Origin of the sequence: Nonomuraea sp. AD125B (assembly GCF_041402765.1) — a bacterium.
GTDB classification, from domain to species: domain Bacteria; phylum Actinomycetota; class Actinomycetes; order Streptosporangiales; family Streptosporangiaceae; genus Nonomuraea; species Nonomuraea bangladeshensis.
The window spans coordinates 49,445-73,277 of record NZ_JBGLOU010000007.1 but is presented as its reverse complement, the minus strand read 5'-3'; the positions used below and the strand labels follow the sequence as shown (position 1 = coordinate 73,277).

The following is a 23,833-nucleotide window of genomic DNA, read 5'->3' as shown; positions in this document are numbered from 1 at the left end:
TTATGAAAACAACTAGCTTTAATCCAGCGCAAACAGGTGCTGGTCGGCGTGGTCGAGGGCCAGGCGGACCGCGCCGATCACGATGCAGTCGGCGCCCAGCGCCGAGGCCACGACCTCGGGCGGATAGAGGCAGTGACGCTCGAAGACCTCACGCGCCGGCTCCACCAGCAGGTCGCCGGCCGAGGCCAGCGCGCCGCCGATGACCACCATCTCGGGGTCGAGCGGGTTGACCACGGTGACCAGGCCCGCCGCCAGCCCGCGGGCCAGCTCGCGCACGGCCGTCGCGGCCCGCTCCTCGCCCGCGCGGGCCCGGCCGATCGCGAAGTCGGCGCTCTGCCGCATCGAGCGCAGCTCCCCCGGCTCGGCCGCCATCGCGTAGTCGATGACGTGCCGGAACGCCGTCCAGTTGTCGTTGGGCTGGGAGCCGATCTCGCCCCCGGCCGCGTGCGCGCCCCGGTGCGGCCGGCCGCCGACCAGCAGGCCCATGCCGATGCGGTCGCCGGTGAACAGGTAGACCACGTCGGAGCGGCCCCGCGCCGCGCCGCGCCAGTGCTCGGCCAGCACCGCGAGGCGCATGTCGTTGTCCACCAGCACGGGGACGGGCAGCCTGCGGGCCAGCTCGCCGCGCAGGTCGAGCCCCGTCCAGTCGTCCAGCGCGACGCTCTTGACCACCCGGCCCGCCGCGTCCACGGTGCCGGTGGTGCCGACGCCGGCGGCCACCAGGCCCTCCAGCGTCAGACCCGCCCGGCCGGCGGTCTCGGCGGCCAGCGCGGTCGCCGCGTCCAGCCGCTCGGCCGCGCTCAGGTGCCGGTGGGTGGGCACGCAGCCGGAGGCCCGCACCGTGCCCGCGAGGTCGGCCACCATGGCCCGCACACTGGAGCCGCCGATGGAGACGCCGAGCACGTGCCCGGCTCCCGCGCGGAACCTGAACCGCCGGGCCGGCCGCCCGCGCTGCCGGTCGCCCTCGTCCTCCGTCCACTCCTCGGCCCAGCCCTCGGCGACCAGGTCGTCCACGATGGTCTCGGCCGTCGGCCGCGACACCCGGACGGCCCTGGCCAGCTCCGACAGCGTGGCGACGTCCACCTCGCGCAGCACGCGCAGGATCGCCGCCGAGTTGAGCCTGCGCAGGAGGGAGGCGTCGCCGCTCTGCTGTCGCACGTGACCTCCACATCGAGTCATCTTCAAGCCTATTGCGTAATTGTGCCTGCTCGCGGGCCCGCGTGAAGCTGAGCTGTGGGGGCACTTAAGAAGTCCTCGATGGACACCTCACGAGTGGACCGGGCACAGTGCGTTAGGTTCGACCTAGGGGGAGAGAGGGCCATGAAAGCGCTGGTCAAGGAGAAGGCCGAGCCCGGTCTGTGGCTGGTGGACGTCCCGGAGCCCGAGGTGGGGCCCGGCGAGGTGAAGATCCGCGTGCTGCGCACCGGCATCTGCGGCACGGACCTGCACATCCGCAAGTACGACGACTGGGCCAGGCACACGCTGAAGCTGCCCCTCGTCGCCGGGCACGAGTTCTGCGGCCACGTGGTCGAGGTGGCGCCCGGCGTCGAGGACGTCGCCGTCGGCGACCTCGTCAGCGGCGAGGGCCACCTGGTCTGCGGCAAGTGCCGCAACTGCATGGCCGGCCGCCGCCACCTGTGCCGCAACACGATCGGCCTCGGGGTCAACAGGGACGGCGCGTTCGCCGAGTACGTCACCCTCCCCGCCACCAACGTCTGGGTCCACCGCACCCCGGTCCACCCCGACATCGCCGCCATCTTCGACCCGTTCGGCAACGCCGTGCACACCGCGCTCTCCTTCCCCCTGGTCGGCGAGGACGTCCTGATCACCGGCGCCGGCCCGATCGGCCTGATGGCGGCGGCCGTCGCCACCCACGTCGGCGCGCGCAACGTGATGATCACCGACGTCAGCGACGAGCGCCTCGACCTGGCCACCAAGCTCGGGGTCTCGCTCGCGCTCAACGTCTCCCGCACCTCCATCGAGGAGGGCATGCGCCGGCTCCAGATGCGCGAGGGCTTCGACGTCGGGCTGGAGATGTCCGGCAACCCGGCGGCGGTGCGCGAGATGATCGCGCACATGACGCACGGCGGCAGGATCGCCATGCTCGGGCTGCCCGCCGAGGAGTTCGCGATCGACTGGGCCACGGTCGTCACCTCCATGATCACCATCAAGGGGATCTACGGCAGGGAGATGTACGAGACCTGGTACAACATGTCCGTCCTGCTGGAGAAGGGGCTCGACCTCTCCCCCGTCATCACCCACAGGTTCGACTACCGCGACTTCGAGGCGGCCTTCGACACGGCGGCCGGCGGGCGTACCGGCAAGGTCATTCTGGATTGGAGCGCTTGATGTTCACCAACGTGCGCGGGCAGCTGCGGACGACCCTCGACGAGATCGCCGAGGCCGGGCTGCTCAAGCCCGAGCGGGTCATCACCACCCCGCAGAGCGCCGAGGTCGGCGTGGCCGGGCGCGAGGTGCTCAACTTCTGCGCCAACAACTACCTGGGCCTCGCCGACCACCCCGAGGTGGTCGCGGCGGCCAAGGAGGCGCTGGACCGGTGGGGGTTCGGCATGGCCTCCGTACGCTTCATCTGCGGCACGCAGGAGGTGCACAAGGAGCTGGAGTCCCGGCTGTCGGAGTTCCTCGGCATGGAGGACACCGTCCTCTACAGCTCGTGCTTCGACGCCAACGGCGGCGTCTTCGAGACGCTGCTCGACGCCCAGGACGCGGTCATCTCCGACGCGCTCAACCACGCCAGCATCATCGACGGCATCCGCCTGTCGAAGGCCCAGCGCCTGCGCTACGCCAACCGCGACATGGCCGAGCTGGAGGCCCGGCTGAAGGAGGCGTCGGAGGCGCGGCGGCGGCTCATCGTCACCGACGGCGTCTTCTCCATGGACGGCTACGTCGCCCCGCTGCGCGAGATCTGCGACCTCGCCGACCGCTACGACGCCATGGTCATGGTGGACGACTCGCACGCCGTCGGCTTCGTCGGCCCCACGGGACGCGGCACGCCCGAGCTGCACGGCGTCACCGACCGCGTGGACATCATCACCGGCACCCTCGGCAAGGCGCTCGGCGGGGCCAGCGGCGGCTACGTCGCGGCCCGCGCGGAGATCTGCGCGCTGCTGCGCCAGCGCTCGCGCCCCTACCTGTTCTCCAACTCCCTCGCGCCCGTCATCGCGGCCGCCTCGCTGCGCATCCTCGACCTGCTGGAGACCACCAGCGAGGCCCGTGAGCGGCTGCGCGCCAACACCGCCCGCTTCCGCGCCGCGATGACCGAGGCCGGTTTCGACATCCTGCCCGGCGACCACCCGATCGTGCCGGTCATGATCGGCGACGCGGCCGAGGCGGGCGCGATGGCCGAGCGGCTGCTCGACCTCGGGATCTACGTCGTCGGGTTCTCGTACCCGGTGGTGCCGCAGGGGCAGGCGCGGATCCGGGTGCAGCTCTCGGCCGCGCACCGCGAGGAGGACGTCGACCGGGCGGTGGACGCCTTCGTACGCGCACGTAGCTGAGTATCCTCACCTGCGTGATAGACACGCGGCGGCTGCGCACGCTCCGTGCCGTGGCCGACCACGGCACGGTCACCGCCGCGGCGGCCGCGCTGCACCTCACGCCGTCGGCCGTGTCGCAGCAACTCGTGGCCCTGGAGCACGAGGTTGGGCACCGGCTGTTCAACCGCGACGGGCGCGGCGTGCGGCTCACCGCGGTCGGCCGGATCATGCTCGGGCACGCCAACGAGGTGCTGGCCCAGCTCGAACGGGCCCGTGCCGACGTGGCCGCGTACGCGGCGGGCGAGGCCGGCGAAGTGACCGTGGCCTGCTTCGCCACGGCGATCAGCGCCGTGCTCTCCCCCGCGATCGCGGCGCTGCGCGCGAGCGCGCCCGGCATCCAGGTGCGGGTGCTCGACGCCGAGGGCGACCAGGGGCTCGCCATGCTGCTGGACTCGGCGGCCGACCTCGCGGTCGCGGTCGAGTACCGCGGGGCGCCCGACGCCGCCGACGGGCGGCTGTCCCGGCTGCCGCTGTACGCCGAGCCGTTCGACCTGGTGCTGCCCCGCGGCCATCCGCTGGCGGACTCGGCCACGCTGGTGTCGCTGTCCGCCGAGCGGTGGATCGGGCCCTATCCCGGCAATCCGGTGCATGACGTGATCACGTTCGCCTGCCAGCAGGCGGGCTTCACGCCCAACGTCGCCCACTGCTCCGACGACTTCCGCGCCGTGGTGGCGCTGGTCGGGGCGGGGGCCGGGGTGGCGCTGGTGCCCCGGCTGGCGCTCCGGGACATGGCTCCCGCCGGGGTGGTCGTGCGCCGTACGCAGGGGGCGGCCGAGCGGCGGGTCTTCGCGGCCGTGCGGCGTGGGGCCGACTCGCATCCGGTGGTGCGGCCGGTGCTGGCGGCGTTGCGGGAGGTGGCGTCCTCGATCGGCGGCACCCCGCCCGATACATCCTGATTTATCGGCGTATTGGTGCCCTATCGTTGATCTTCACATCGGATCACATCGAAGGAATCCCGAGTGCGCATGATCAAGCGGAGTGCGACCCTCTCCCTCGGCCTCGCGACCGCCCTCGCCGCGTCGGTGACCCTGAGCGGCCCGGCCGCCGCGGCGTCCACGCCCATCGGCGCGTGCGGCGGCGGCAGCTACCACGTCATCGACAGCCACGCCTACGGCTCCAGCGCCGTCACGTACCTGCTCTACAACGGCACCACCAACTGCGTGGTGACGTGGAAGACGGGCGCGGCGGGCAACAGCACGTACGTGCGCGCCGTGATCTGGCCGTACGGCGGGGAGGGCAAGGTGGACGCGGACAACTACCGCTACTACGCCGGGCCGGTCAAGGTCAACGCGGCCGGCAAGTGCGTCAAGTGGGGCGGCACGTACGGCGGCACGTGGTGGGAGAGCGACTGGGAGCACTGCGGCTGACCCCGGCCCTCACACCTCGGCGCGGGCCAGGCGGAGCGCCTCGGTGAAGCGGGCGTGCCGGTCCAGCTCCGCGCGTACGGGCTCCAGCACGAGCCGATCGCTCACCTCGGCGATGGCCGTCCGCAACGCCTTCCCCGTACGGCGGGCGCGGCGGCGGCCGCCCAGCCAGGCCAGCAGCCGGGACAGCAGCGCGACCAGCACCCCCGCCAGCGCCCCGCCCGCCAGCAGCACCGTCGGCCACGGGACCGGCCCGGCGGTGGGCAGCGGCGGCTGGGGCAGGCGCAGGTAGTCCATCCCGAACAGCACCCCCAGCCAGAGCGCGCCCGCCAGCATGGCCGCGAACACCAGCCACTGCAGCGCGTTCACCGCGCTCCACCAGCGGGGGCGGCGGGTCGCGTCGAGCGAGGTCGTGGCGATCGCGCGGTCCACCGCGTCCATCAGCTCGGTGGCGTGGGAGCGGGCCGCGTGGCGCACCGCCGTCGCCCAGGGGCCGGGCAGGCCGGTGGCGGCGGACTCGCCGACGTCCCTGAGCGCGGTCTCGACCTGCGCCCGCTGCACGGCGGACGCGCCCGGCACGGACGTCCGCCCGACGATCTCCGCGTCCCCTGGCGAGGGGAGCTGGGGGCGCGCGTTCTGGACCGCCGTCGTCCCCAGGCGGAGCCGGCGCAGCGGGTCGGGACGGAAGCGCCGCAACCAGCGGGTGACCGGCCAGCCGGTCGCCACCACGGCCCGGTGCCGATGCCCCTTGGCCACGGCCTCCACCACCAGCGGCACCCCTGCGGCCCGCGCCAGCGCCTCCCTGAGCCCCTTGTCGACCCCCTTGCCGAGTCCTCTCCCAGGCCCCTGCTCCGGCCCCCTCCCAGGTCCCTTCTCCAGCCCCCTCCCAGACCCCTGCTCCAGCCCCCTCCCAGACCCCTGCTCCAGCGCCGGGACCTCGCCCCCGCCCCCGCCCCCGCCCTCGGCCGCACCCAGGTGGGCGGCGGCCGCGGCGACGTCGGCGCCCAGGCGGGCCGCCCACGACGCGCGGGCCGCGACCCGCTCGTCCAGCACCTCCCGAAGCCCGGACATCCCCTCACCGGTACGCGCCGAGACCGCCAGCACCGGGACGTCCGCCAGCCCGTCGCCCTCCAGCAACCGCCGCAGGTCGCCGACGCAACGCTCGACGGCCTGCGGCGGCAGCCGGTCGACCTGGTTGAGCACCACCAGCATCACGTCCCGGTGCCCGGCCAGCGGCCGCAGGTAGCGCTCGTGCAGCGCCGCGTCGGCGTACTTCTGCGGATCCACCACCCACACCAGCAGATCGACCAGCTCCACCAGGCGGTCCACCTCCAGCCGATGGGAGAGCCGGATGGAGTCGTGGTCGGGCAGGTCCAGCAGGACGAGCCCGGACCCGTCCGCGTCCGCGGCGGAGTGGCGGTGCGGGACGTCCAGCCAGTCGAGCAGCGGGCCCGCGCCCTCGCCGTCCCAGAGCGCCGCCTGCGCGGTCGAGGTCGTGGGCCGGGTGACGCCGACCGCCGCCAGCTCCTGCCCCGCCAGCGCGTTGTAGAGGGACGACTTGCCGCTGCCGGTGGCCCCGGCCAGCGCGGCCACGGTGTGGTCGAGGGACAGACCGGCCCGCGCTCCCGCCCGTTCGGCGACGGCCCGCGCGGCGGTCACCGCCTCCTCGGGCAGCCGGCCGTCGCCGAGCGTGGCCGCCTCCAGCAGCGCGCTCACCCGCGTGTCGAGGGACGGCCCCTCCTTGCGCCGCAGCAGCTTCACCGGCCCTCCTCCTCGGCGCCGGACTGGACCGGCAGCTCCATGGTGGCGGCGGGCTGCCACGCCCCCGGAGGGAGCGCCGGCTCCACGGCCGACGCCGGGAGGTCGGCGCGCCGCGCCCGCTGGGCCCTGATCTCGGCAAGGGCCTCGTCGAGCTGCTCGGCCGTGCCCTTCGGCGGTTCGGCGGACTCCAGGAGGGCGTCGAAGCGGGCCGCCTCCTCCGCCAGCAGGACGCGGACCCGTTCGCGCAGGTCCTCGCGGGCCGTGACGGTCAGCGTACGGACCGCCTGGTCGCCGAAGACGGCCTCCAGCACCTTCTGCGACAGCACGCTCGTGCCGCCCGCGATCCCCACCTCGATGCCGGTCAGCCCGCCCGTGGAGGCGAACACCCCCAGCATGAGCAGCAGCCCCGCCCCGTTCACCCCGAACGAGGCCACCCGTGCCGCGGTCCGCCGCTCGGCGCCCTCGTCGCGTACGAGGTCGAGCACGAACTCCTGCCAGCCGCGCACCGCCGCCTCCGCCCGCCTGCCGAGGTCGGGCGAGGCCCGCCCGAGCCGGGCCGACTCGACGGCCCCGAGCCGGTCGAGCAGCCCCGCGCCGCCGGGCGCCGCGGACCAGCCCTCCAGCGCCCGCTCGGCGGACCCGTCGGCGGCTCCACGGATCAGCGACTCGACACCGCTCTCCAAGGCCTCCTTGAGCTGCGTCTCCGGCACCCGCCCGGTGAAGAAGCCCACGATGCGGTCGCGCAGCCAGCCGACGCGGCTCTCCAGCGTACGCATGAGGTCGCCGGTGCCGATGAAGTCCTGCCAGCGGGCCAGCACCTCGCCGCGCAGCAGCGAGCCGTCGCGCATGCCGCCGTCGAAGTCGGCGAGGCCGCCCGCGTACGCGTTCGCGACGATCGCGCGCAGCCCGTCGAAGCCCGCCTGCTGCCTCGCGACCGCCGTGGCCAGGGCGGGCACCCGGGTCTCCAGGCTGTCCAGCGCGCCGGAGAGCGTCTGGCGTACGACGCGGGCGCGCTCGGCGGCGTCCTCGGCCAGCCCGTTGAGCCAGGAGGCGATGGGGCGTACGTACTCCTCGGGCAGGCGCGCCTTCTCGTCCGGCAGGGCCGCCTCGGGGACGGTGAACAGGCGGGTGCCGTCGAGCCCGTTCTCGTCGAGCAGCCGGTTGAGGTCGCGGGCCACCGGCTCGATCGCCTCCCGCGACACCCGGTCGAGCACCACGGCGAGGGCCGTGCTCCGTTCGCGGGCCGAACGCAGGAAGCTCCACGGCACCTCGTCGGCGTACCGGGCGGCGGTCGTGACGAACAGCCACAGATCGGCGGCGGCGAGAAGCTGCGCGGCCAGCTCCCGGTTGGCGGTGACGACGGAGTCGATGTCGGGCGCGTCGAGCAGCGCCAGCCCGGCCCCGACCGCGTCGGAGGTCACCACGCGCAGCGCGCCGGGGCCCTCGCCGGTGGCGCGGGACAGCCCGGGGAGCACGTTCTGCCCCATGAACCAGGGCCGGTCGGCAGGGTTGACCACGAGCGTGGGGGTCAGCGTGGTGGGCCGCAGCACGCCCGGCTCGGCCACGTCCGCGCCGACCAGCGAGTTGACCAGCGTGGACTTGCCCGCCCCGGTGGAGCCGCCGACGACGGCCAGCAGCGGCGCGTCGATCGCCCGCAGCCGCGGCAGCAGGTAGTCGTCGAGCTGCCCGGTCAGCTCGCGCAACGCCCGCCGGTCCGCCGCCGCCTCGCCGATCGCCAGCGGGAACAGCTCGCGGTCCAGCGGCCGGCGCAATGCCTCCAACGCGCCCAGCAGATCCATACGCCTCACGCTACCCACGCGGAGGCCGATTCAGCGGTGCCATGTGGGGAGCGTCGCGGTGCGGAGCGGTACCGTGACACCTCTCGGATCTCGACCTCGTGGAGGACTCGTGTCGGACACGGGCTGGACCGACAGCCCCTTATCTGCGGCCTCGCCGCCCCGGCGACCCGGACGCCTGGACAGCCGAGGCGGAGGCGCACGGCCGTGCCGGGACGAACCAGCTACGCGGCGTGGAAGAGATCCGGCCGCCGCAGGCGGTGGCCGACGCCCTGCGGCTCGGTCCGGAAGACACCGCGATCGTCCGGCGGAGGCTGGTGCTGCTGGACGGGCGGCCGACGGAGCTGGCCGACTCCTACTATCCCGTCGGGATCGCGGGCGGCACGAGGCTCGCCGAGTCCCGCAAGATCCCTGGCGGAGCCGTCACCCTGCTGGCCGAGCTCGGCTATCGGCCACACAAGGTCGAGGAACGGGTCACCGCCCGCCCCTCGACGGAGCCCGAGCAGGCCGTGCTCGGCCTCCGCCCGCAGGACTGGGTCCTGGTCCTCACCAGGGTGTCGCGTACGAGCGCAGGGACCCCGTACGAGGTCAGCGTGATGACGATGGTCGCCGACGGGCGCGAGCTGCGTTACGAGATGACCATCAGCAAGGAGACGTGACAGCTTGGCAAGGCGGCCCGACCCACGCCCTCGTCATCAGCAGATCGCGGCGGAGCTGCGAGCCGAGATCATGTCCGGCGCACTGCGACCAGGTGAGCAGTTGCCTTCGACGCCGCAGTTGGTCGGCCGGTTCGAGGCGGCGAACGCGACGATCCAGCGAGCCCTTCAGTCCCTGAAGGACGAGGGTTTCGTCCGTGGTCATGCAGGCAAAGGCGTGTTCGTACGAGAACGCCGGCAGTTCGTCGTCGAGGCCACCGCCTACAAGCCGCCGACCACGGGCGGCTACAGCTACGAACTGCTTGAAGTGAGCAAGACGCCGCCGCCGTACGACGTAGCGACGGCACTCGCGACACCTGACGGCGAGAACGTCGTCCTGCGCCACCGCCTGCTGCTGCACGACGGCGAGCCGGTGGAGCTGTCGTGGTCGTACTATCCGCTCGACATCGCCGCCGACAGCCCCTTGAGCAGCCGTAAGAAGATCCGGGGCGGTGCGCCGCAGGCACTCGCGGACCTCGGCTTCCCCGAGCGGCGTTTCGAGGACCGCATCTCGGTACGGCAACCGACCCTCGATGAGGCCGAGGGTCTGGACCTGCCGGCCGATGTGCCCGTCTTCCGGCAGTTCCGGGTGGTCTACAGCGATTCGGGACGGCCGGTCGAGGTCTCGATTCTGATCAAGGGCGGCCATCTCTACGAGCTGTCGTACCGTGACCAACCTGCGGAGGGCCGACCCGACGCCCCGGACCGTCAGGGGCCGGGCGGCGGTTCGCGGAGCACGTAGCCGACGCTGCGCAGGGTGTGGATGAGCCGTGGCTCGACGTCGTCCACCTTGCGCCGCAGGTAGGACACGTACGACTCCACCACCCCGGCGTCTCCGCCGAAGTCGTAGTTCCAGACGTGGTCGAGGATCTGCGCCTTCGACAGCACCCGCCCGGCGTTGACCATGAAGTAGTGCAGCAGCTTGAACTCCGTCGGCGACAGGCGCACCGACCGGCCGCCGCGCCAGACCTCGCGGGAGTCCTCGTCCAGCTCCAGGTCGGCGACCTTGAGCCGGGTGGCGGGCGCGCCGTCGACGCGGGTGCGCCGGAGCACGGCCCGGATGCGGGCCTGCACCTCCTCCAGGCTGAACGGCTTGGTCACGTAGTCGTCGCCCACCCGCAGGCCCGCGATCTTGTCCTCGGTGGCGTCGCGGGCGGTGAGGAAGAGCACGGGCGCGTCGATGCGCTTGGCGACCTCCAGGCCGTCGAGGTCGGGGAGCATCACGTCGAGGACCACGAGGTCGGGCGAGGCGCGTTCGGCGACCTCGACGGCCTCCTGCCCGTCGGCGGCGGTCAGGACCTCGAACCCGGAGAAGCGCAGGCTGGCGGAGAGCAGGTCCCTGATGCTGGGTTCGTCGTCCACCACCATGATCAGCGCCTCGGGTTTCGTCACCTACTTACAGTGACAAAACGACCTGAGGGTTAGCTGAACGGTCACTCCAAAGCTAGTGGGAGTTCGACCCGGAACGTGGAGCCGTCCTCGACGGTGCTGGTCACGGTGACCTCGCCGCCGTGGGCCCGTACGAGTGCCTGGACGATGGCGAGGCCGAGCCCGCTGCCCCGTTCCTCGGTCGAGCGGCGGCGGGCGCGGGCGGTGTCGGCCCGGTAGAAGCGTTCGAAGACGTGCTCGACCTGCTCGGGGGTGAGTCCGGGGCCCTGGTCGGCGACCTCCAGGAAGACCTGCTCGCCGCCGGCGCCGACCCGGACGATGATCGGCGAGGCGGGCTCGGTGTGGACGATGGCGTTGGTGACGAGGTTGCTGACCACCTGGCGCAGGCGCACCTCGTCGCCGGAGACGATCAGGGCCGCGCCGCCGACGACGTCGAGCTTGATCGTACGGTCGGGCGCGATGATCCGGGCGTCCTGCACGGCGTCGGCGGCCAGCGCCAGCATGTCCACGGGGCGCATCCGCAGCGGCCGCTGCTGGTCCACCCTGGCCAGCAGCAGCAGGTCGTCCACCAGCAGGCTCATCCGGCCGGCCGCCTTCTCCACGCGCTGCATGAGCTCGACGGGGTCGGCGCCGGGGTTCTGGCGGGCGTACTCGGCGAAGCCGCGGATGGAGGTGAGCGGGGTGCGCAGCTCGTGGGAGGCGTCGCCGACGAACTGCCGCATGCGGTCCTCGGAGCGCCGGGCGGCCTCCTCGGAGGCGGAACGGGCGGCGAAGGCGGCCTCGATCTGGGCGAGCATGCCGTTGAGCGACCTCGCCAGGCTGCCCACCTCGGTACGGGGGTCGGCGTCGGGGACCCGGCGGCCCAGCTCGCCGCCGGCGATGGCCTCGGCGGTGCGCTCGATCTGGGCGAGCGGGCGCATGCTGCGCCGGACGATGGTGACGCCCACGACGGCGAGGATGAGCAGGCTGCCGCCGCCGCCCAGCAGCTCGATGAGCACGAGCCGCTTGGTGATCGCGTCGACCTCCTCCAGGTCCACGGCGACGACGAGCGTGGTGCGATGCACCTGCCGCTGCAGCACCCGCCATTCGCCGTCGCCGCTGGAGGCGAGGGCGGTGTAGGCGTCCTGGCCGGGGGCGCTGCCGAGGAGGGGCTTGGGCTTGGCGTCCACGTCGCGGTCGGTCAGCATCGGCACGAAGTCGCCGCCGGGCTCCTTGACCAGGACGATCGCGTCCGACTCGATGAGGATCGGCCGCTCGGGGGTCTCCCTGTCGTTGCGCCGGTCGTTGACGATCTTCTTGTGCATGCGCTCGCTGAGCAGCGTGAGCTGCCCGTCCACGCGGTCGATGAGGTAGCCGTGCAGCACCGACACGCTGACCAGGCCGATGAAGACCATGCCGAAGCCGAGCAGCGCCAGCATGGACGCCATCAGCTTGATCCTCAGCGGCAGCCGGGTCATCAGGAGCTCGGGGGCAGGCGCAGCACGTACCCGACGCCCCGCAGGGTGTGGATGAGGCGGGGGCTCCGGTTGTCGATCTTGCGGCGGAGCACGGACACGTACGACTCGACGATGCCCACCTCGCCGCGGAAGTCGTAGTCCCAGACGTGGTCGAGGATCTGCGGCTTGGACAGGACGCGCCCGGCGTTCGTCATGAAGTAGCGCAGCAGCTTGAACTCGGTCGGCGACAGCGGCACGGCGGTGCCCCCGCGCCACACCTCGTGGCTCTCCTCGTCCAGCTCGATGTCGGCGAACGTGAGCCGCGGCGGCGCGGCCGGCAGGTCGCCGCTGGTACGGCGGAGCACCGCGTGGATGCGCGCGATCACCTCCTCCAGGCTGAACGGCTTGGTCACGTAGTCGTCGCCGCCGATCGTGAGGCCGCGGATCTTGTCCTCGGTCTCGTCACGGGCGGTCAGGAACACCACCGGCGTGTGCAGCCCGCCGCCGCGCAGCCGCCTGACGATCTCGAAACCGTCCAGGTCGGGCAGCATGACGTCGAGCACGACGAGGTCGGGGCGGTGTCGTTGCACGGAGGCGACGGCGTCGACGCCGCTCTTCGCCGTGGTCACGTCGAAACCCGCGAACCTGAGGCTCGCGGCGAGGAGTTCGAGGATGTTGGGGTCGTCCTCGACGATCAGCAGGCGTGATTCCATCACCATAAGGATGCCTTTAACGGACGAGTGCTGGGACAATTCCGGCAACATGCCTGGCGATCGCCAGGCTCGACGTGGCCGCGGGCGACGGGGCGTTGCGGACCAGCACGACGTTGCCGTGCACGTCCACGACGAAGTCGTCCACCAGCCGGCCGTCCCTGGCCACGGCCTGGGCGCGGACGCCGCCGGGCGCGCGTACGAGGTCGGCGCCGCTCAGCTCGGGCACGTAGCGGCGGGCGGCCCGGACGAAGGCGCCCTTGGCGAGGCTGCCGCGCACCTCCTTGATCCCGGTGCGCCAGTGCTGCCGGGCCAGGCGGAGGGTGCCGGGCCAACCAAGAATTTGCCGGATATTTCCGAACTTGCGCCAGTTGTAGCCCTCGTACGCGAGCGCCAGCACCGCGTTCGGCCCCACCAGCACCTCGCCGCCGACCGTACGGGTCAGGTGCACCCCCAGGAACGGATAGCGCGGATCGGGCACCGGATAGATCAGCCCGCGTACGAGCTCCTTCGCCGCGCCCTGGAGCGCGTAGTACTCACCACGGAACGGGACGATCCGCACCTCCCCCGGCCGCCCGGCCATCGCGGCCACGGCGTCCGTGCCGAGCCCGCCGCAGACCACCAGGCGGTCGAAGGTGAAGATCCGGCGGGCGGCCAGCACCTGCACGCCGCCCGCGCGCTCGCGGATGCCGCGGACGGGGTGCGCGAGGCGTACGGACCCGCCCAGCTCCTCGACGTCCTCGGCGAGGCGGCGGGCGACGGCGGGGAAGTCGCAGATCGCGGTGTGCGGGGAGTGCACCGCGCCGACGCCCACCGCGTGCGGCTCGACCTCGCGCAGCCCCAGCGCGTCCAGCTCGGCGATGCCGGGGACGCCGTTCGCGCGAGCCCGCTCGGCCAGCGCGGCGAGGCCCGCCCGCTCGGCGTGGGTGCTCGCCACGACGAGCTTGCCCACCTCCTCGTACGGCAGCCCGTGCGCCGCGCAGTAGTCCTTGAGCAGCGCCACGCCCTCCCGGCACAGCCTGGCCTTGAGCGAGCCGGGCGGGTAGTAGATGCCCGCGTGGACGACGCCGCTGTTGTGCCCGGTCTGGTGGACGGCGACGCCGTCCTCCTTCTCCAGCACCGTCACCTCGGCGCCCCGGGTGGCGGCGAGCTCGCGCGCCACCGCCAGCCCGACGATCCCGGCGCCCACGATCCCGATTCTCTCCGTCACATGACCGATTTTCCCGGCTTACCGCCCGTCCCCGCCATATCAGGACGAATCGAACATGAGTACGATGCCGATATGTACGTCCCGCCCGAGTGGCCCGCCGAGGTCCGTCCGCCCAGCGTCCCCGACTGGGAGACCTCGGCCGTGGCCTGGCTGCTCGACGCGGTCCCGCCCGACTACCGCGCCTACGAGGTGCTGCGCCGCCACCCCGTGGCCCTGGCCAGCATGGCCAGGCACCACGTGCACTCGGCGGTCGAGGCCGCCCGCGCCGGCTACCGCGCCGCCGCCGTCGACCTCAAGGGCCACCTGCCGCCGCACGCCATCGAGGCGGTGCTCGACGCCTACCGACAGGAGGGCCCGCGGCTGGTCCGGCTGTCGCGCTCGATCGAGGTGGTGGAGCGGGCGCTGCGCGGCGACATGTTCACCGCGACCATGCGCGGCGGCGGCCGCTGAGGCCGGTCAGGTGGCCGCTAAGGCCGTCAGGCGGTCCGGCGGGCGATGAAGGTGATCACGCCGATGGCCGTCGCCGCCGCGGCGAGCCAGATGAGCACGTCCTTCAGCGCCAGCCCGCCCCCCGCCGCACTGTCCGCCTGCGCGTCCATGCTGCTCTCGGCCTTGGCCGGGCTGTGGGTGGGGGTGGGGGTGGGCGCAGGAGTGGCGCCCGGCGAGGCGGAGGCCAGCGCGCGGGCGGGCAGCGGCACCCGGTAGACCGGGCTCCGCGCCCCCTCGCTGCCGGTGAGCAGGGCCTTGCCGTCCGACGTGAACGCGATCGACTCCGCCTGCTCCAGCTGCGGCATCGTCACCCTCGCGATCGTCTCGCCCGAGGGCTTGTAGAGGGTGGCGGAGAAGTAGGTGCGCACGACGTACGAGGAGCCGTCCGGCGCGTACGCCGCGTCCGTCGCCATGATGGGCGCGGCGGCCACCCTGCGCAGCACGTTCGTCCGGTCGGTGCGCAATGTCTTCGGCGCGGCGTAGACCGAGCCCGCGAACTCCTTGGACACCACGTAGAGCCGCCCGGTCCTCGGGTTGACCATGATGCCCTCGGCGTTGCGCGCGCCGTCGGCGTAGCGGAACCGGTAGCGGACGGCGGGCAGCGTGGCGTCGCCGAGCCGCTGCGGCTCCATCACCTTGTAGATCGACACGTCGGGCCAGGCGCCGTCGAGGTTGTCGCCGATGTCGGCGAACCAGAGCACGCCGCGCCCGGTGCGCGGGTCCTTGCTCGCGGCCATCGCCTCCCAGTCGCGCGCCTCCGCGCCGCGCAGCTGGTACGTCGCCCGGGTGCGCCCCTCGCCGTCCACCGCGTAGAACGTCGGGGCGGCGGCGCTGTCGTTGTGCGTGTAGTAGATGCCAGGATGGGTGGGCGACACCGCCAGGCCGCTGGACTCGGTGATCCTCGGGTCCTTGAACGTGAAGAGCTTCTCCATCCGCTCGTCGTCGTCGGCCGCCGCCGCATGGACGGGCACGACGGCCAGGCAACAGGCCGCGAACACGGCCGCGAGCATCCGGATCAAGGCATCCCCCACGCCGCCATCATGCCCCACCGGCGCGCCGGGAAGCGTCTGGCCTGGAGTGCGCTCCAGGTCTTTAGGGTTGGATCCATGGACTATGTCAACCTCGGACGCAGTGGCCTTCAGGTCAGCCCCCTCTGCCTCGGCACCATGAACTTCGGCCCGCAGACTTCGGAGGAAGACTCCTTCGCGATCATGGATCGGGCCCTGGAGCTGGGCATCAACTTCTTCGACACCGCCAACGTCTACGGCTGGAAGCTGGGCGAGGGCATCACCGAGAACATCATCGGCAGGTGGTTCGCCCAGGGCGGCGGGCGGCGCGAGAAGACCGTCATCGCGACCAAGCTCTACGGCGGCATGAGCGAGTGGCCGAACGACAGCAAGCTGTCGGCGCTCAACATCCGCCGGGCCTGCGACGCCTCGCTGAAGCGCATGCAGACCGACTACATCGACATCTACCAGGCGCACCACGTCGACAGGAACACTCCGTTCGAGGAGTTCTGGGAGGCGATGGAGGTCCTGCGCCAGCAGGGCAAGATCCTCTACGTCGGCTCCTCGAACTTCGCCGGCTGGCACATCGCCAAGGCGCAGGAGACCGCCGCCCGGCGCAACTTCCTCGGCCTGGTCAGCGAGCAGTCCCACTACAACCTGCTCACCCGCGCGGTCGAGCTGGAGGTGCTGCCCGCCTGCGAGGACTACGGGCTCGGCGTGATCCCGTGGAGCCCGCTGGCCGGCGGCCTGCTGGGCGGCGTGCTCCGCAAGATCGACAAGGGCCGCTCGGCGAGCGAGCAGATCGTCAAGCAGCTGGAGAAGCACCGCGACAAGATCGAGGCGTACGAGAAGCTCTGCGACGAGCTGGGCGAGGACCCGGCGCACGTGGGCCTGGCCTGGCTGCTCAAGCAGCGGGCGGTCACCGCGCCGATCATCGGCCCGCGCACGCTGGAGCAGCTCGAAGGCAGCATGCGCACGCTGGAGATCGAGCTGGACGACGCCGTGCTGGCCCGCCTGGACGAGATCTTCCCCGGTCACAGGACCGCGCCGGAGGACTACGCCTGGTAGGGCTCAGGTGAGCAGCGCGCCGAGCACCACGATCAGCAGGAGCAGGCCGAGCACCAGGGGCAGCAGCCAAGGACGAGGACGATCCACGCCCTGGAGCCTAGCCCGGCTCGGCGGGTGCGAGCGCCCATTCGGCGAGTGACTCGTACCTCACCTGCGGTCCGGTACGGCTGCGCACCAGCCGCACCGTCTCCGCCCGCCACGGCGAGCCGCTGAACCCCGACAGCGACTCCACCAGCGGGCGGAGGTCGGTCTCGGTCCTGGCGCGGGCCAGCGTGAGGTGCGGGTGCATGGGTTTGGCGTCGGTCTCGGTGGCCCCGGCGCGGCGGGCCCCGGCGCGTACGGAGTCGGCGAGCCTGGTCATGGAGTCGCCGGTGACGCCGATCCAGAAGACGCGGGCGCGGCGGGCGGACGAGAAGGCGCCGAATCCGGCGAAGGCCAGGTCGAGCGCGTGATGCCGGCGCACGGCGCGGGCCAGGCGGGTCTCCAGCTCGGGCAGCGCCCGCTCGGGCACCTCGCCGAAGAAGCCGAGCGTGATGTGCCAGGTGGCCCGGTCGGGCCAGCGCAGCCCCGGCACCTGCCCGACGTGCGGCGCGATCGCGCGTTCGATCTCGTCCAGCACCTCGTCGGGCGGCACCAGGGCCGCGAAGAGCCTCATGCCAACACATTGTGCCCGCTCGGAGCGGGCGCGGACGGGTCAGGCCATCGCGAGGGTGGGGCGGGAGACCCTGCGGCTGATCAGCCGCGACACCACGACCGCGAGCCCGGTCCCGGCCAGCACCAGCACGCCGGACAGCAGCACCCCGAGGCGCGGCCCGCCGAGCTCCGACAGCCAGCCGACCAGCGGCGCGCCGAGCGGGGCCCCGCCGGTGAAGACCAGCATGTAGATGCCCATCACCCGGCCGCGCATCTCGGCCGACGTGGCGAGCTGCACGCTGGCGTTGGCGGCCGTGTTGACGGTGATCAGCGCGACCCCGGTGGGCACCAGCAGCAGCAGGTAGACCGGGTAGAACGGGGCCAGCGCCGTGAGGATCTGGAACGCCCCGAACCCGATCGCCCCGGCGAACAGCACCTTGTTCGTCAGCTTGGCCCTGCGCGCCGCGAGCAGCGCGCCGCCCAGCGCGCCCACCGCGAACATGCTGGAGGCGAGGCCGAACGACGACGCGCCCGCCTTGAACACCTCGCGCGCCATCAGCGCTATGGACATCGAGAACGACTGCGAGAACATCGACACGAACCCGATGAGCAGCACCGGCAGCAGCAGCTCCTCGCGCCGTACGACGTAGCGCAGGCCCTCGCGGAGCTGCCCCTTCGCCCTCGGCACCGGCTCGGCCGGGTTGAGCTCGGAGGCGCGCATGAACACCAGCGAGGAGATCACCGCGCCGAACGTCAGCGCGTTGACCAGGAAGATGGGGCCGGTGCCGCCGAGCACGTAGATCAGCACGCCGGCGAGCGCCGGGCCGACCACGCGGGCCAGGTTGAAGATGGAGCTGTTGAGCGCGATCGCGTTGGGCAGGTCGCGGCGGCCGACCATCTCGACCACGAACGCCTGCCGGGTCGGCACCTCCACGCAGGAGATCATGCCGAGCAGGAACGCCATCACGTACACGTGCCACACCTGGGCGCTGCCGGTCATCGTCAGCACGCCGATGGTGAGGGCCAGCATGGCCATGAGACTCTGGGCCGCGACGAGGATGGGGCGCTTCGGGTAGCGGTCGGCGAGCACGCCGCCGAACATGCCGAACAGCAGCATCGGCAGGAACTGCAGCGCGGTCGCCGTGCCGAGCGCCGCCGCGCTGCCGTTGGTCAGGTCGAGCACCAGCCAGTCCTGGGCGGTGCGCTGCAGCCAGGTGCCGACGTTGGAGACGGCGCCACCGGCCGCGAACATGCGGTAGTTGCGAATCCTGAGCGACCGGAACATCCCGGTCCTGGGTTGCTCAGGCTCTATATCCTGCTGAGCTTCTCCAGAATCGGCGCGGCCTGCCTGAGGATCGACTTCTCCTCCGGGGAGAGCTCCTTCAGCCGCTGCGTCAGCCACGCGTCCTTGCGTCGGCGTTCCTCCTTCAGCAGCTTCTGGGCGGCCTCGGTCACGGTCACGGTCACCTGGCGCCGGTCGGTCGGATGCGGGCCACGGGCGACCAGTCCGCGCTCCTCTAGACCGGCGATCACGCGGGTCATCGAGGGCGGTTGCACCTTCTCCAGCTCGGCCAGCTCTCCGGGCGTAATCCCGGAGTGCCGCTCCACGGCGGCGAGCGTCGCGAACTGGGTGGGCGTCAGCGAGTGCGCCGCCGCCTGTCGTCTGAGTCGTCGGTTGAGCCTTGTCAGCGACACGCGCAAGGCTGAAGCCAGACCCGCGTCGCCGCGCAGACCTGTCTTGTGCGGGGTGTTGGTTAGCATGAGTCATTACCTTTGCTAACTATACGGCAGTCCACGATATTTCCCCAACCGTTTAGGCGTCTCACCCCTTGATACCCCGGAGCCGCCCCGCGTGTGCGGGGCGGCTCCGGGCCTGCGTGACGCGCGTTCAGATGCCGAGCAGCGCCCGGATCGGACCGATCGCGAAGTAGAGCACGAACAGCACCGCGGTGCCCCACAGCAGCGGGTGCACCTCGCGCGCCTTGCCGCGCACCACCTTGATCAGCACGTAGCTGATGAAGCCGGCGCCGATGCCGTTGGAGACCGAGTAGGTGAACGGCATGATGACGATCGTGAGGAACGCCGGGATGGCCATCTCGTAGTCGTTCCAGTCGATGTCGCGGATCGCGGTCATCATGAGGAAGCCCACGACGACCAGCGCGGGCGCGGCGGCCTCGTACGGCACCACCGTCACGAGCGGCGCGAAGAAGATGGCCACCAGGAACAGCGCCCCGGTCACCACGCTGGCCAGGCCGGTGCGGGCGCCCTCGCCGACGCCGGCCGCCGACTCGATGTAGGTCGTGTTGGAGGAGACGGAGCCCGCGCCGCCCGCCGCCGCGCCGATCGAGTCGACGAGCAGGATCTGCTTGGTACGCGGCAGCATGCCGTCCTCCTGCACCAGCCCCGCCTGCCGGCCGACGCCCACGACCGTGCCCATGGTGTCGAAGAAGTCGGTGATGAGCAGGGTGAAGACGAACAATACGGCCAGCAGGATCGTCACCCGCTGGAAACCGCCGATCGGGTCGAACTCGGCGAACAGCGTCAGCGGGTTGTGGAAGCCGAAGATCTGCTCGGGGACGGTGGGCCGGTTGAGCTGCCAGCCGCCGGGGTTCTCGGCCGAGAAGCTGCCGGCCTTGGTGAGCGCCTCGACGACGATGGCGAGGACCGTGGTGCCGACGATGCCGATGAGGATGGCGCCCTTCACCTTGCGCGCCACCATCGCGGCGGTGGCGAGCAGGCCCACGATGAAGACGAAGATCGGCCACGAGGTGAGGTTGCCGGCGATGCCCAGCTCCAGGGGCGTGCCCTGGGCCTTGCGCACGAAGCCGGCGTCCACGAAGCCGATCAGCGCGATGAACAGGCCGATGCCCACGCTGATGGCGGTCTTGAGCTGGGCGGGGATGGCGTGGAAGACCGCGGTGCGTAGCCCCGTCAGCACCAGGATCGCGATGATGACGCCTTCCAGGAAGACCAGGCCCATGGCCTCTTCCCAGCTCATCACCGTCGCGATGTTGAAGGTCACGAAGGCGTTGAGCCCGAGCCCGGCCGCCATCGCGAAGGGCACCTTGCCGATGACGCCCATGAGGATCGTCATCACGCCGGCCACGAAGGCGGTGCCGGCGGCCACCAGCGCGATGTTGGGCGCGCTGCCGTCGCCGATGTACTCGCCGTCGATGTCCTTGCCGGTGGCGATGATCAACGGGTTCAGCACCACGATGTACGCCATCGTGAAGAAGGTGGCCAGACCGCCCCGGACTTCCCGGGAGACGGTCGATCCTCGCGCGGTGATCGCGAAGAAGCGGTCCAGTGCGGATCGGGGTTCAGTGTTCTTTGTGTCGCTCACGACGCGAAGGGTGACAGTATGGGATGACCTGCGGAAAGTGTCAGTAATACGATCGAGACACTATTGGAAGCTAGGCTGAACCACGTGAAGCAGTGGCACCCCGACCCAGAGCCGATCAAGACCAACGACGTCGCCGCCGTCGGCGTCGGCACGGCCCTCTGGGCCGTCGCCCTGGTCGTCCTGTTGATCTTCCGTCCCGCGCCCGGGAACGAGTGGTGGATCTGGACCTGCGTCACGGGAGTGGCGTTCGGCTTCCTCGGGATGTGGATGGTGCGCCGCCCCCGCGACAACTAGCCTCAGGGGCCCGCCGTCAAGCGGACCCCTGAGACGCGGCTACGACAGGTCGGCCTCGGCCAGCAGCAGCGGCACCGCGTCGGGATCGCGCAGCAGCGCGGCCACCGCGAGCCGGTCGCCCCACTGTCCCGTCGCCCAGGCGAGCCCCCGTGCCAGCCCGTCGACCCCCGTGCAGTGCACGGCGCCCTCGAAGTAGCGCCACGCGCACTCCACGCCGTCGACCAGCAGCTTCTCGTGCTCGACGTACGTGCCGGGAGCCGCGGGCAGCAGCGAGCGCACCTCGGCCGGCACCTCGCGCACCTCGCCCGCCGAGGTCACCTCACCGGTCGTCAGCTCGCCCGCCAGCGGCAGGTCGAGCAGCTCCGACAGCGACTCGGCCAGGTCGTAAGGGGCCAGCACCAGCGGCCGGTCGGCGACGAGCTGCAGCAGGTCGGGCGCCTCCACGACCACGGCGTCCTCGGCCGCCGCCACCACGATCGACCCGCGCAGCACCGCCCGCACCCGCGACGGCGGCGCCACCCGCTCGGGATCGACGCCGGCCAGCGCCACCCACAGCGTGCGCAACTGGGCCCGGTCGACCTCGACGGACTCGTCGGCCATGAGGTCGAGCAGCTCCTCGGGGCCGCCGTGCGAGGCCAGCAGCTCGGCCAGTGTGGTGCGGACGCCGATCATCGACAGCGCCCCCTCGTCGAGCCCCGCGGGCGCGTCGGCGTAGAGGCCCTGCAGCAGCGGGTCCGCGCCGGGCAGGCGCAGCTCCAGCGGCTTGCGCCCGTCGAGCACCGGATGGCGGGCCAGCCACCACGCGGTGTAGGACGGCACCTCGACGCCCGCGATCCGCAGCGGGTGGAGCGCGGCCCGCAGCGGCGGCCTGGCCAGCAGCGCCAGCGCCGCCGGCCAGTCGGCCACCAGCTCCAGGTCGCGCACGGCCGTGAACTCGGGGATCAGCGGGGGCACGTCGAGCTCGGGCAGCAGGTCGAGCACGTGGTCGAGCCAGTCGACCTCGCCGTCGAGGTCGTGGTCGCACTCGTCGGGATCGAGCAGGACGTCCTCGTCGTGGACGACCGCGAACCCGTCGAGCACGCCCGCCGCGGCCAGCACCCGCGAGCCGTACGTCTCCTCCAGCGCCGCCGAGGCGATGCCCAGGTGGCCGCCGGGCTCCAGCACGCCGGCCAGCGCGCCGTCGGCCAGCATGAGCTCGCCGGCCGGGTAGAGCTCGCCGTCGGCGGCCGGCAGGGCCAGCTCGGCCAGCCAGGGCGCCTCCCCCGGCGCCAGCCCGGCGGCCTGGACGAGCGAGAGCACGGCCCGCGCCACCGGCTCGGGCTCGGGGCTGTCGAGCGACTGCGCCACCGCGGCCTTGGTCAGCGGGTCCTCCAGGACCGTGCGCGGCGTGGCCTCGGCCGCCCCCAGCCGCAGCAGCGCCGGGTGGGCCGCCTCCGGGTGCACGATGCGCAGCCCGAGCGGCGTCAGGTCGAGCTCGGCCCCGCCGTCGGACAGGATGAGCGTGCCGCGCGGCCCGCGCACCACGCGCCCGTCGGCGAGCGGCACCGGCAGCGCGCCCAGCGACTCGGGGTCGTCGGCGGGCAACACCTCGTACAACGAACGCCACCAGGACGGCTCGCGTCCCTCCACGGCCTCGCCCGACAGCAGGTCGACCACGTCGGCCAGCTCGACCCGGCGCACGCCGAGCGCGGTCATCGCCGGATGGCGCGGCGGCCAGCCGGCCGGCAGCAGGCCGGGCACGAAAGCGGCGACCGTGGCCAGCAGCTCGGCCGACCCGGCGGCCAGCACGGCCGCCTCGCGGCCGCTCACCACCCAGCCGCCCGCCTCCGGCTCGGGCGCGGGCTGCTCGACCTGCCAGGCGGCGTCGGGCTCGTAGACCTCGGCGTCGGCGAACGACGGCGTCTGCACGGCAGGCGCGGGCGCGGACAGGGCGGGCAGCAGGGGCGTGCCCGGCAGCCGGTCCAGCACGGCCCGCCGGATCCTGGCGTCCAGCTCTCCCTTGCCCATGAACGCGGGCACCAGGTCGAGCAGCTTGGACGTGCGGGGCAGCTCGCGCAGCAGCCGGACGTAGGCGTCGGCCGCCTTCCCGACGAGGAAGTCGGCCAGCGGCCCCTTGGCGACGTGCCGCCGGTCGGTGGCCATCGGGAACGAGGCGATCAGCAGCGCGGGCAGGTCGAGCGGCTCGTCGCTCGGCGTGGGCGCGTGCACCACGGGCGGCACGCTCGCGGGCAGCGGCCCAGGCTCGCCGGTGCCGGTGACGGGCACCGCCCAGCGCAGCGACCAGAAGGGGCGGGACCGCTCCTCGGTGGGGCGGTCCGCGAACAGCGCGGCCACCTGCTCGGGTGTGAACTCCCCGGAGTCGGAGACCACGTGCCAGCCGTCGGCGACGACCCTGCGTGTCTCGCCCTCGACGTCGATCTCGATGAGCTCCAGCGCGGGCAGGCCGAGCAGCAGCGCTGGGCTGGTCTCGGCCAGCATCCGCCGCACCGCCTCGACCGTGGCCGCGTCGCGCAGCGGCAGGCGTACGAGTGTGTCGAAGCCCTCCGGGATGTCGACCAGGGGCGGCTCGTCGAACGGCAGCCGCAGCAGCGGCACGTGCCCCGAGCGGTCGGCCAGCTCGCCGGCCAGCGCGGGGATCTCCGCGACCAGCGCCGCGGTGTCGGTGCGCGACCAGCGCACCGCCTCGAAGCCGCGCGAGCCGATGGACGGCGCGTCGGTCACCGAGACCACCGCGGCGAACCCGACGCCGAAGCGCCCGGCCGCGCCCGCCTCGTCGCGCTTGCCGGAGGCCCGCAGCGTGGAAAGGCTCTGCACGCCGGTCGCGTCGAGCGGGGCGCCGGTGTTGGCCGCGGTCAGCACGTCGCCCCGCAACGTCAGCCGCAGCACCCCTGGCACGCCCGCGCGCAGGGCCGCGTCGGCGGCGTTCTGCGCCAGCTCGACGATCAGCCGGTCGCGGTAGCCGCCGAGCGCGAAGTCCTCCTCGGCGTTGGCGTCCTCGCGGAACCTGGCGGGCGAGGCAGTCCACGCGGCGAGGACGGCGGCCCGCATCCGGTCACAGCCAAAGGTGTCGGTCATCGATCA

Annotated in this window: 22 protein-coding genes; 9 read left to right on the top strand and 13 right to left on the bottom strand. The window is 72.6% G+C overall.

What is annotated here, in order from left to right:
• Nucleotides 1–18 precede the first annotated feature (18 nt).
• Nucleotides 19–1,158 (bottom strand): ROK family transcriptional regulator, encoded by a 1,140-nt coding sequence (locus ACBR40_RS19720; RefSeq protein ID WP_364455684.1) that lies wholly within the window; start codon nucleotides 1,156–1,158, stop codon nucleotides 19–21.
• Nucleotides 1,159–1,320: 162 nt separating this feature from the next.
• Between ACBR40_RS19720 and tdh the strand changes: the two genes are divergently transcribed.
• From tdh to ACBR40_RS19700, 4 genes are all read left to right on the top strand, one after another.
• A complete protein-coding gene (gene tdh, locus ACBR40_RS19715) occupies nucleotides 1,321–2,349 on the top strand; it encodes an L-threonine 3-dehydrogenase (protein WP_344211568.1) in 1,029 nt (342 codons plus the stop codon).
• Entirely contained in the window at nucleotides 2,349–3,518 is a 1,170-nt protein-coding gene (locus tag ACBR40_RS19710) for a glycine C-acetyltransferase (RefSeq protein WP_371249654.1), read from the top strand. Before tdh ends, ACBR40_RS19710 begins: the two co-directional genes overlap by 1 nt.
• 14 nt (nucleotides 3,519–3,532) lie before the next feature.
• Nucleotides 3,533–4,453 (top strand): LysR family transcriptional regulator, encoded by a 921-nt coding sequence (locus ACBR40_RS19705; protein WP_364455694.1) that lies wholly within the window; start codon nucleotides 3,533–3,535, stop codon nucleotides 4,451–4,453.
• Between the two features lie 69 nt (nucleotides 4,454–4,522).
• Entirely contained in the window at nucleotides 4,523–4,924 is a 402-nt protein-coding gene (locus tag ACBR40_RS19700) for a hypothetical protein (RefSeq protein WP_344211574.1), read from the top strand.
• 9 nt (nucleotides 4,925–4,933) lie between these two features.
• On the opposite strand, the gene ACBR40_RS19695 is transcribed toward ACBR40_RS19700, so the two are convergent.
• Both ACBR40_RS19695 and ACBR40_RS19690 read right to left on the bottom strand, forming a co-directional pair.
• Complete coding sequence (locus tag ACBR40_RS19695; protein ID WP_371249653.1) at nucleotides 4,934–6,682, bottom strand: GTPase; 1,749 nt, start codon at nucleotides 6,680–6,682, stop codon at nucleotides 4,934–4,936.
• On the bottom strand, nucleotides 6,679–8,481 hold the full coding sequence (locus ACBR40_RS19690; RefSeq protein ID WP_371249652.1) for an ABC transporter: 1,803 nt from the start codon (nucleotides 8,479–8,481) through the stop codon (nucleotides 6,679–6,681). The genes ACBR40_RS19695 and ACBR40_RS19690 overlap by 4 nt, the downstream gene beginning before the upstream one ends.
• 98 nt (nucleotides 8,482–8,579) lie before the next feature.
• Here ACBR40_RS19690 and ACBR40_RS19685 point away from each other — a divergent pair, with 98 nt between their 5' ends.
• Together ACBR40_RS19685 and ACBR40_RS19680 are read left to right on the top strand one after the other, a co-directional pair.
• Nucleotides 8,580–9,137 carry a GntR family transcriptional regulator gene (locus ACBR40_RS19685; protein WP_371249651.1) on the top strand — a complete coding sequence of 186 codons (558 nt, stop codon included), beginning with the start codon at nucleotides 8,580–8,582 and terminating at the stop codon, nucleotides 9,135–9,137.
• A 4-nt stretch (nucleotides 9,138–9,141) separates the two neighbouring features.
• Entirely contained in the window at nucleotides 9,142–9,915 is a 774-nt protein-coding gene (locus ACBR40_RS19680) for a GntR family transcriptional regulator (RefSeq protein ID WP_371249650.1), read from the top strand.
• Here the strand turns inward: ACBR40_RS19680 and ACBR40_RS19675 are convergent.
• The 4 genes from ACBR40_RS19675 to lhgO all read right to left on the bottom strand — a co-directional run bounded on the left by ACBR40_RS19675 (nucleotide 9,882) and on the right by lhgO (nucleotide 13,918).
• Nucleotides 9,882–10,541 (bottom strand): response regulator transcription factor, encoded by a 660-nt coding sequence (locus ACBR40_RS19675; protein WP_344211661.1) that lies wholly within the window; start codon nucleotides 10,539–10,541, stop codon nucleotides 9,882–9,884. The genes ACBR40_RS19680 and ACBR40_RS19675 overlap by 34 nt on opposite strands.
• Before the next feature lie 65 nt (nucleotides 10,542–10,606).
• The gene (locus ACBR40_RS19670; protein WP_371249649.1) at nucleotides 10,607–11,989 is read right to left on the bottom strand and encodes a sensor histidine kinase; all 1,383 of its coding nucleotides are present in this window, start codon (nucleotides 11,987–11,989) and stop codon (nucleotides 10,607–10,609) included.
• A 29-nt stretch (nucleotides 11,990–12,018) separates the two neighbouring features.
• Nucleotides 12,019–12,717 (bottom strand): response regulator transcription factor, encoded by a 699-nt coding sequence (locus ACBR40_RS19665; RefSeq protein WP_344211586.1) that lies wholly within the window; start codon nucleotides 12,715–12,717, stop codon nucleotides 12,019–12,021.
• A gap of 10 nt (nucleotides 12,718–12,727) precedes the next feature.
• A complete protein-coding gene (gene lhgO, locus ACBR40_RS19660; protein ID WP_344211588.1) occupies nucleotides 12,728–13,918 on the bottom strand; it encodes an L-2-hydroxyglutarate oxidase in 1,191 nt (396 codons plus the stop codon).
• A 72-nt stretch (nucleotides 13,919–13,990) separates the two neighbouring features.
• On the opposite strand from lhgO, the gene ACBR40_RS19655 reads away from it, so the two are divergent.
• On the top strand, nucleotides 13,991–14,368 hold the full coding sequence (locus tag ACBR40_RS19655) for a hypothetical protein (RefSeq protein WP_344211590.1): 378 nt from the start codon (nucleotides 13,991–13,993) through the stop codon (nucleotides 14,366–14,368).
• A 26-nt stretch (nucleotides 14,369–14,394) separates the two neighbouring features.
• Here ACBR40_RS19655 and ACBR40_RS19650 read toward each other — a convergent pair whose 3' ends face one another.
• Nucleotides 14,395–15,438 (bottom strand): hypothetical protein, encoded by a 1,044-nt coding sequence (locus tag ACBR40_RS19650; protein WP_371249648.1) that lies wholly within the window; start codon nucleotides 15,436–15,438, stop codon nucleotides 14,395–14,397.
• A 75-nt stretch (nucleotides 15,439–15,513) separates the two neighbouring features.
• Here ACBR40_RS19650 and ACBR40_RS19645 point away from each other — a divergent pair, with 75 nt between their 5' ends.
• On the top strand, nucleotides 15,514–16,482 hold the full coding sequence (locus ACBR40_RS19645) for an aldo/keto reductase (protein WP_357639099.1): 969 nt from the start codon (nucleotides 15,514–15,516) through the stop codon (nucleotides 16,480–16,482).
• 97 nt (nucleotides 16,483–16,579) lie between these two features.
• On the opposite strand, the gene thpR is transcribed toward ACBR40_RS19645, so the two are convergent.
• The 4 genes from thpR to ACBR40_RS19625 form a co-directional block, all read right to left on the bottom strand.
• Entirely contained in the window at nucleotides 16,580–17,137 is a 558-nt protein-coding gene (gene thpR, locus ACBR40_RS19640) for an RNA 2',3'-cyclic phosphodiesterase (protein WP_344211594.1), read from the bottom strand.
• A gap of 39 nt (nucleotides 17,138–17,176) precedes the next feature.
• The gene (locus tag ACBR40_RS19635) at nucleotides 17,177–18,400 is read right to left on the bottom strand and encodes an MFS transporter (protein ID WP_344211596.1); all 1,224 of its coding nucleotides are present in this window, start codon (nucleotides 18,398–18,400) and stop codon (nucleotides 17,177–17,179) included.
• A gap of 23 nt (nucleotides 18,401–18,423) precedes the next feature.
• Nucleotides 18,424–18,876, bottom strand: coding sequence for a MarR family transcriptional regulator (locus ACBR40_RS19630; RefSeq protein WP_329589302.1), 453 nt, complete (start codon nucleotides 18,874–18,876; stop codon nucleotides 18,424–18,426).
• Between the two features lie 127 nt (nucleotides 18,877–19,003).
• Nucleotides 19,004–20,458 (bottom strand): NCS2 family permease, encoded by a 1,455-nt coding sequence (locus ACBR40_RS19625; RefSeq protein WP_344211599.1) that lies wholly within the window; start codon nucleotides 20,456–20,458, stop codon nucleotides 19,004–19,006.
• Between the two features lie 84 nt (nucleotides 20,459–20,542).
• Here ACBR40_RS19625 and ACBR40_RS19620 point away from each other — a divergent pair, with 84 nt between their 5' ends.
• Nucleotides 20,543–20,752 carry a DUF2530 domain-containing protein gene (locus ACBR40_RS19620; RefSeq protein WP_344211601.1) on the top strand — a complete coding sequence of 70 codons (210 nt, stop codon included), beginning with the start codon at nucleotides 20,543–20,545 and terminating at the stop codon, nucleotides 20,750–20,752.
• Between the two features lie 39 nt (nucleotides 20,753–20,791).
• Here ACBR40_RS19620 and ACBR40_RS19615 read toward each other — a convergent pair whose 3' ends face one another.
• Nucleotides 20,792–23,827, bottom strand: a complete 3,036-nt coding sequence (locus tag ACBR40_RS19615; RefSeq protein WP_371249647.1) for a sacsin N-terminal ATP-binding-like domain-containing protein — start codon at nucleotides 23,825–23,827, stop codon at nucleotides 20,792–20,794.
• Nucleotides 23,828–23,833: the final 6 nt, after the last annotated feature.

Coding starts and splice junctions, on each gene's coding strand:
- ACBR40_RS19655 (WP_344211590.1), top strand. CDS start 13,991: ATGTACGTCCCGCCCGAGTGGCCCGCCGAGGTCCGTCCGCCCAGCGTC.
- ACBR40_RS19615 (WP_371249647.1), bottom strand. CDS start 23,827: ATGACCGACACCTTTGGCTGTGACCGGATGCGGGCCGCCGTCCTCGCC.
- ACBR40_RS19645 (WP_357639099.1), top strand. CDS start 15,514: ATGGACTATGTCAACCTCGGACGCAGTGGCCTTCAGGTCAGCCCCCTC.
- ACBR40_RS19630 (WP_329589302.1), bottom strand. CDS start 18,876: ATGCTAACCAACACCCCGCACAAGACAGGTCTGCGCGGCGACGCGGGT.
- ACBR40_RS19700 (WP_344211574.1), top strand. CDS start 4,523: ATGATCAAGCGGAGTGCGACCCTCTCCCTCGGCCTCGCGACCGCCCTC.
- ACBR40_RS19635 (WP_344211596.1), bottom strand. CDS start 18,400: ATGTTCCGGTCGCTCAGGATTCGCAACTACCGCATGTTCGCGGCCGGT.
- ACBR40_RS19665 (WP_344211586.1), bottom strand. CDS start 12,717: ATGGTGATGGAATCACGCCTGCTGATCGTCGAGGACGACCCCAACATC.
- ACBR40_RS19670 (WP_371249649.1), bottom strand. CDS start 11,989: ATGGCGTCCATGCTGGCGCTGCTCGGCTTCGGCATGGTCTTCATCGGC.
- thpR (WP_344211594.1), bottom strand. CDS start 17,137: ATGAGGCTCTTCGCGGCCCTGGTGCCGCCCGACGAGGTGCTGGACGAG.
- ACBR40_RS19675 (WP_344211661.1), bottom strand. CDS start 10,541: ATGGTGGTGGACGACGAACCCAGCATCAGGGACCTGCTCTCCGCCAGC.
- ACBR40_RS19710 (WP_371249654.1), top strand. CDS start 2,349: ATGTTCACCAACGTGCGCGGGCAGCTGCGGACGACCCTCGACGAGATC.
- ACBR40_RS19690 (WP_371249652.1), bottom strand. CDS start 8,481: ATGGATCTGCTGGGCGCGTTGGAGGCATTGCGCCGGCCGCTGGACCGC.
- tdh (WP_344211568.1), top strand. CDS start 1,321: ATGAAAGCGCTGGTCAAGGAGAAGGCCGAGCCCGGTCTGTGGCTGGTG.